Source organism: Nocardioides sp., from assembly GCF_031422975.1.
In the GTDB taxonomy this organism is placed as follows: Bacteria; Actinomycetota; Actinomycetes; order Propionibacteriales; family Nocardioidaceae; genus Nocardioides.
In genome coordinates this window covers 1-6,053 of record NZ_JANPEO010000132.1, presented here as the reverse complement: position 1 = coordinate 6,053, position 6,053 = coordinate 1, and the positions used below count along the sequence as shown (strand labels likewise).

Below are 6,053 nucleotides of genomic sequence, written 5' to 3'. Positions count from 1 at the left end.
GACCTTGCGACGCTGAACGGCGCCAACGCCCTCACTCACTCCCCGAAGCCCAGCGAGTAGACCTCGAACGGCGCAGCGAACGCGACGCCGAGCGACTGGCCGACCTGCCGCGCCATCCCCTCGAGGAACTCGCGCGGGTCCCAGTTCTCCCAGCCGAGCCCGTCGATGTAGGCCCGGTGCGCCTCGAGCGAGGCCACGCCGCGGTCGAACGTCTCGGTCGTGTCGACGGCGTGGCGTGACTCGGGCGAGCCGGCGGCCCAGACAGCCTTCACGCCGCCCCACGGCTCGAGGGTGGAGGACAGCTGCTCGGGGAAGATCCACCGGTTCCCCGCGTCCCGCGCGGCGTCCAGCACGGCCCGACCGACGGCGATGTGGTCGGCCTGGTTCAACGACGCCCCGCCCCACGAGTCGCGGAAGTTGCCGGTGATGACGACGTCGGGCCGATGCCGCCGGATCACCTCCGCCAGCACACGCCGCAACGCGACGCCGTACTCCACGATGCCGTCCGGCTGCCCGAGGAACTCGACCTCGCTCACACCCACGACTCGAGCCGACTCCACCTCTTCCGCTTCGCGCACCGCGCGGCACTCGTCGGGGTGAAGGCCGTCGATGCCGGCCTCGCCGCTGGTCACCATGCAGTAGACGACCTGCTTGCCCTGGCCGGTCCATCGCGCCACCGCAGCGGCGGCGCCGAACTCCAGGTCGTCGGGGTGCGCCACGATGCACAGCGCGCGCTCCCAGTCCTCGGGCAGCGGTTGGAAGGCCGGACGCTCTTCGCTCATGCCACCGAGCATCCCGCAATTGGTCGGCGCCGACCAGTGGAGCGCATGCACGCGGTCCAGGTCACCGACTGACGGGTCTCACCAGCACAGGTCCCACGACCCGCGCAGCAGGTCGTGCGCGACCTGCTCGGTGCGCTGGTACTCGCGGGTCCGTCGGAACGGATCGTTGCGGTAGACGTAGGTCCGGGCCAGGCCGCGGCGGATCTGCTCGCGCCCCACGTCGAGGCGCTTGCGAGCGACGTAGCGCAGCCACCGGCCGTAGCGATCGCGATCCGCCTGGCTCGGGTCCGACTCGAGCTGCACGCGTGAGCCGACCGGCGCCAGCAGCGCCATCTGCGCCGATGCGGCGTCGCCGCCACACTCGCGTCCGCCGTACACCTCCGGGGTGTCGATGCCGAGGATGCGCACCGACCGCACTCCCACCCCTTCGATCCGCACCTGCAAGGTGTCACCGTCGGTGACCTTGACGACGTTGCCCCAGTGTCGTTGCACGGGGCCGCTGGTGCCGGATCCGTCGGGATTCGTGTCGCTCGTCGGCGTCGGAGCCGTCGTCTGCCCGACCAGGGGCACCGGGGCGCCGCTTCCGATGCACGGGCACGGATTCGACTCACACACCACACGGTCGCCATCGCCGTCGAGTCGGTGCGGGTCACCGGGGCCGGCATTGAGGAAGAACGCCTGGGCCGCCGCCTGGGTGGTGAAGTCGCTGCAGTCCATGTCCGTCCCCGCCGCGGCCGACGACGTGAGCACGTCGGCGTCGACGACCGGTTCGGCGACCAGGAGTGCGAACAGGACGAGGGGGAAGAGGAGTCGGCGCACCTGTGAATGCTCCCCGCCCCTGACCACGGTGTCTGGCGAACGCGAGATTGCGTAGGCTGCGCCCGTTCGAGGGGCGGTAGCTCAGTCGGTTAGAGCAAGGGACTCATAATCCCTGGGTCGTGGGTTCGAGCCCCACCCGCCCCACCGAAGTTCGGGTTGACGAGACGCAAGGGAAACGTCGGTCGGTCGCGCCGACCTGCACCAGGTGGGAACGAATCGTCCCCGAACTCGCGCACGAGTCCGGGGACGCTGTCAGCTCAGGTGGTCAGTCCTCGCACTCGTCCTGCTCGTCCTCGCCCTGGTCGTCGCTGTCGTCTTGGCTGTCGTCCTCGGTGGCGTTGTCGACCCCGTCGTCATCGGAGTCCTCGGCGGAGTCGGGGGTGCCGTCGTCGTCGGAGTCGGCATCGTTGACCTTGGTGCCGAAGTCGTTCTCGTCCTCGTTGTCGATCCCGTCGGTGTCGTTGTCGTCGTCGTCGGCGACGCAGGCCTCGTCGGCGTCGTCCTCGTCCTCGTTGTCGACGCCGTCGTGGTCGGCGTCCTGGTCGCCGTCGAGGACGCCGTTGTCGTTGGTGTCGGCGTCGTCGACGTCGGTGGAGGCGAAACCGTCGTGGACTTCGTCGCCGTCGTCGGCGCCGTCGTTGTCGGTGTCCTCGTCCTGCGGGAGGGCGCCGGTTCGGTACTCGGCGATGTTGCGCAGGCCGTCGTGATCGGGGTCGCCCTTGGCGTTGGCGATCTGCGGGTTGAGGTTGTGCTTGAGCTCCCACCGGTTCGGCATGCCGTCACCGTCGGAATCGGGGGACGCGGCGAACGAAGGAGAGGAAAGCAACCCGGCTGCAGCGATCGAGGCGATCACGGCAGTGAGCCGGAGTGCGGGCTTCTGGCGAGGGTTCATGAGGGGGCCGTCTCTGCTGGTGAGGTGGTCGGCGGCCCGATGGCCGTCGGGTGGGTCGGTTGTGTGGGTCTGTTGAATCAGGTGACAGGTGGGGTCACGCGGCCTGGGTGGCCGGCTTGGTCATGATGGTCTCGAACTCGGTGGGGGTCAACGGCCCAGAGAGTCCTGCCTTCGGCGGAGGGACAGGTCCTCTCTCGATCCAGGTGACGAGAGCGCCCCTGAGTTCGTCGCCCAGCACCGGTTCCGGGGGTCAGCTCTCGCCGGCGATGAGGTAACCGCCGTCCGTGCGCTGGAGCTGGAGCTGCACCGAGTCGCTGTCGCTGCCGCCGCGCACCGTGCGATAGGCGACGTCGTACGACACGGTCAGCGCCTCCGCGTCCACCTTGATGTTGCTGGGTGCGGCCGTGGCGATGGTCCGCCAGAAGCCGCTGTAGCCCTGGATGCCTCCGGACTCGGCCTGGAACTGCGGAGTGAGCATCGCGAACGTCGCCTCGGGGTCGGTGGGGGCGGTCGCGAGGTAGGTGCCGATGAAGGCCGTGATCTCTCGGCGGGTGTTGGCGGCTGGGGTCGAGGGGGCATCGGAGGTCGGTTCACTGGTGGGCTGGGAGGTGCGCTGGTCGCTCGCCTGATCGCTCGGGTCGCTGCCGGTGAGCGCGATCACCAGGATCACGATCGCGATCGCGGCGGCCCCGATCGCGGCGAGCCACACCCACGGCGTGCGCCGGCTCTCGGAGGAACCGGCAGCGGGTGTGGCAGCGATCTCTGTCGTCGCGACCGGCGCCGTCAGGATCGGGGCGAGCACCTCGGTCGCGGGCCCGGCCTGGTGGTCGACCACCCGCATGGACGTCACGCCGACCGCGGCCGGATCACGCCGGATCTGGGCGAGCCGGTCGCGGACGCGCTCCATCGGCCACCGGTCGGCCGGCTCCTTGGCCATCGTCGCGCGCAGCAGCTCGTCGAACGCGCCGGCGTCGGTGAGCCGTGGCGGCTCCTCGTGCACGATCTTGTAGAGCCCGCCGATGAGGTTGGCACTCACGTCGTACGGCGGCTTGCCGGCCAGCACGTGGAAGAGCGTCGCGCCCAGCGACCACACGTCGCTGGCCATGCCCGCGCCGGTGCCCGACGCGACCTCCGGGGCCAGGTAGGCCGGCGACCCCGTGACGAGACCGGTCTGAGTCAGGCTGGCATCCGCCTGGGATCGCGCGATGCCGAAGTCGGTGAGCTTGGCCTGTCCGTCGGCGGTCACGAGGATGTTGGACGGCTTGACGTCACGGTGCGTGATGCCTGCTCGGTGGGCCGACGTGAGGCCGTCCGCGACCTGCCACATGATCTGGGCTGCCTCGGCGTGGTCGAGGACGCCGCCGCTGCGGATCCGCTCGGCGAGCGACTCGCCCTCGACGTACTCCATCACCAGCCACTGGTGGTCCTGGTCGGTCACGAGGTCGAAGACCGACACGACGTGGGGGTGGTTGAGCATCGCCGCCAACCGGGCCTCCCGTTCGGCGCGCGCGAGGTCGGGACTGGTCGCCCCCGGCAACATGCCGATGCGCTTGATCGCCACCTCACGGCCGAGGACCTCGTCGTGGGCCAGATAGACGGCTCCCATGCCGCCGCGCCCGAGCTCGCGCCCGAGCGAGTACCTGCCTGCGATCAACGTGGTGCCCTTCCCTCGGGTGTGAACTCACATGCTAGGCGCGGACCACGTCTGGCAGGCTTGGGCCGCCAGCGCACCAGGCAGATCCCCACCGGAAGGACCAGCGTGTCTACCCCGAACGTTCTCGACGAACTCGAATGGCGAGGCCTCGTCGCCCATTCGACCGACCCGGCGCAACTACGCGCCGCCCTGGGTGCCGGGAGTGTTCGTTTCTACGTCGGCTTCGACCCGACCGCGCCGAGTCTCCACATGGGCAATCTCCTCCAGCTCGTGACGGCCCGCCGGCTCCAGGACGCCGGCCACACGCCGTACATCCTCGTCGGCGGCGCCACCGGGATGATCGGCGACCCGAAGGACTCCGGCGAGCGCACGCTCAACAGCCTGGACACCGTCAAGGACTGGACCGAGCGAGTACGGCGACAGGTCTCCGGCTTCGTCAGCTTCGACGGCGACAACGCCGCGACGGTCGTCAACAACTACGACTGGACGGCGTCGATGTCGGTGATCGACTTCCTGCGAGAGGTCGGCAAGCACTTCCCGGTCAACCGCATGCTCGCGCGGGACACGGTCAAGCGGCGCCTCGAGTCGGGCATCAGCTACACCGAGTTCTCCTACGTCCTGCTGCAGTCGATGGACTTCTTGTCGTTGTACAACGAGCACGGCGTGACGCTCCAGTTCGGCGGCTCCGACCAGTGGGGCAACATCACCGGTGGCGCCGAGCTGATCCGGCGTGCCTCGAGCGGCCAGGCCCACGCCTTCGCGACCCCGCTCGTGACCAGGGCCGACGGCACCAAGTACGGCAAGACCGAGGGCGGCGCCCTGTGGCTCGATCCGGAGATGATGTCGCCCTACGCCTTCCATCAGTTCTGGCTCAACGTCGAGGACGAGAAGGTCGTGGAGATGCTCAAGATCTTCACGCTCCTGAGTCGGAGCGAGATCGAGGCGCTCGAGGCGCAGACCGCCGAGAAGCCGTTCCTGCGAGCAGCGCAGAAGCGATTGGCCGACGAGGTGACGACGCTGGTGCACGGCGCGGGCGTGACCGAGCAGGCCAAGGCCGCAGCGGCCGCACTCTTCGGCGGCGGTGACCTCCACGCGTTGAGCGCGGCGACCCTGGCCGCCGCCCTGAGCGAGGCGGGCACCACCGCGGCCACGCGAGACGCCATGCCGTCGGTCGTGGACCTCTTCGTCGAGACCGGGCTCGCCAAGAGCAAGGGGGAGGCCCGGCGGACCGTCGCGGAGGGCGGGGCCTACCTCAACAACACCCGGATCGAGGACCCCGACCTGGTGCCCGTCGAGGGCGACCTGCTCGGTGGCTCCTGGCTGGTGCTGCGTCGCGGCAAGAAGAACTTCGCCGGCGTCCGGGTCCGCTGACGCCGAGGTCGCGCTGAGCCTGGGCGTGGCAGGACGCCTGCGACACGCTCGGAGACACGGCTGTCTGCAGACCGCTCACAAGCCGCTGACCTGCACAAACGCTGATTGGCAAGCATCTGTGGCCGCCGTCACACGATTTGGATTTGCATGATCGCCCGCATCTGCCTAATGTTCTGTCCTGTCGCCGGGATGCGGCGGGAAGCAAGGCCAGAAGGCCGGGCTTCCGGCTCCCGAGTCGGCCACTCTCTCTCACCACGTCGGGCCTTGCAGGTTCGAGACGCTGAGAGGGGCGAGGTGCGAGTGCCCAGGATTTGCTCCTGCGGAAACACGCCTCATACAGTACGACCATCAGCTGCCGCAGCGAAGTCACGAAAGTGGATGAGCGCGGTGTGCGTCTGATGTTTGAGAACTCAACAGTGTGTCATAGTCGACGAATTAGTTTGTTTTGCCCCGTCATCATGGCTTATGGACGCCTTTTTTGGTGTGTGTGGTTGTGGTGGTGGTTTCTTTGATGTAGGACAATAATTTCTGACAG

The 6,053-nt window shown here is 68.7% G+C and carries 5 protein-coding genes and 1 tRNA gene; 2 read left to right on the top strand and 4 right to left on the bottom strand.

Annotated elements, in window-relative coordinates; all coding sequences use genetic code 11:
• Positions 1-35 precede the first annotated feature (35 nt).
• Together RMO85_RS04300 and RMO85_RS04295 are read right to left on the bottom strand one after the other, a co-directional pair.
• A complete protein-coding gene (locus RMO85_RS04300; RefSeq protein WP_310526685.1) occupies positions 36-782 on the bottom strand; it encodes a PIG-L deacetylase family protein in 747 nt (248 codons plus the stop codon).
• A 78-nt stretch (positions 783-860) separates the two neighbouring features.
• The gene (locus RMO85_RS04295) at positions 861-1,601 is read right to left on the bottom strand and encodes a thermonuclease family protein (RefSeq protein ID WP_310526684.1); all 741 of its coding nucleotides are present in this window, start codon (positions 1,599-1,601) and stop codon (positions 861-863) included.
• A 70-nt stretch (positions 1,602-1,671) separates the two neighbouring features.
• On the opposite strand from RMO85_RS04295, the gene RMO85_RS04290 reads away from it, so the two are divergent.
• Positions 1,672-1,745 (top strand) — tRNA-Ile (locus RMO85_RS04290).
• A 121-nt stretch (positions 1,746-1,866) separates the two neighbouring features.
• Here RMO85_RS04290 and RMO85_RS04285 read toward each other — a convergent pair.
• Both RMO85_RS04285 and RMO85_RS04280 read right to left on the bottom strand, forming a co-directional pair.
• Positions 1,867-2,493, bottom strand: coding sequence for a hypothetical protein (locus RMO85_RS04285; RefSeq protein ID WP_310526683.1), 627 nt, complete (start codon positions 2,491-2,493; stop codon positions 1,867-1,869).
• Between the two features lie 250 nt (positions 2,494-2,743).
• A complete protein-coding gene (locus RMO85_RS04280) occupies positions 2,744-4,147 on the bottom strand; it encodes a serine/threonine-protein kinase (protein ID WP_310526682.1) in 1,404 nt (467 codons plus the stop codon).
• 105 nt (positions 4,148-4,252) lie between these two features.
• Between RMO85_RS04280 and tyrS the strand changes: the two genes are divergently transcribed.
• A complete protein-coding gene (gene tyrS / locus RMO85_RS04275) occupies positions 4,253-5,518 on the top strand; it encodes a tyrosine--tRNA ligase (RefSeq protein ID WP_397203076.1) in 1,266 nt (421 codons plus the stop codon).
• Positions 5,519-6,053: the final 535 nt, after the last annotated feature.

Excerpts from the sequence above, each read along its gene's own strand:
- RMO85_RS04285 (WP_310526683.1), bottom strand. The coding sequence starts at position 2,493 with ATGAACCCTCGCCAGAAGCCCGCACTCCGGCTCACTGCCGTGATCGCC.
- RMO85_RS04300 (WP_310526685.1), bottom strand. The coding sequence starts at position 782 with ATGAGCGAAGAGCGTCCGGCCTTCCAACCGCTGCCCGAGGACTGGGAG.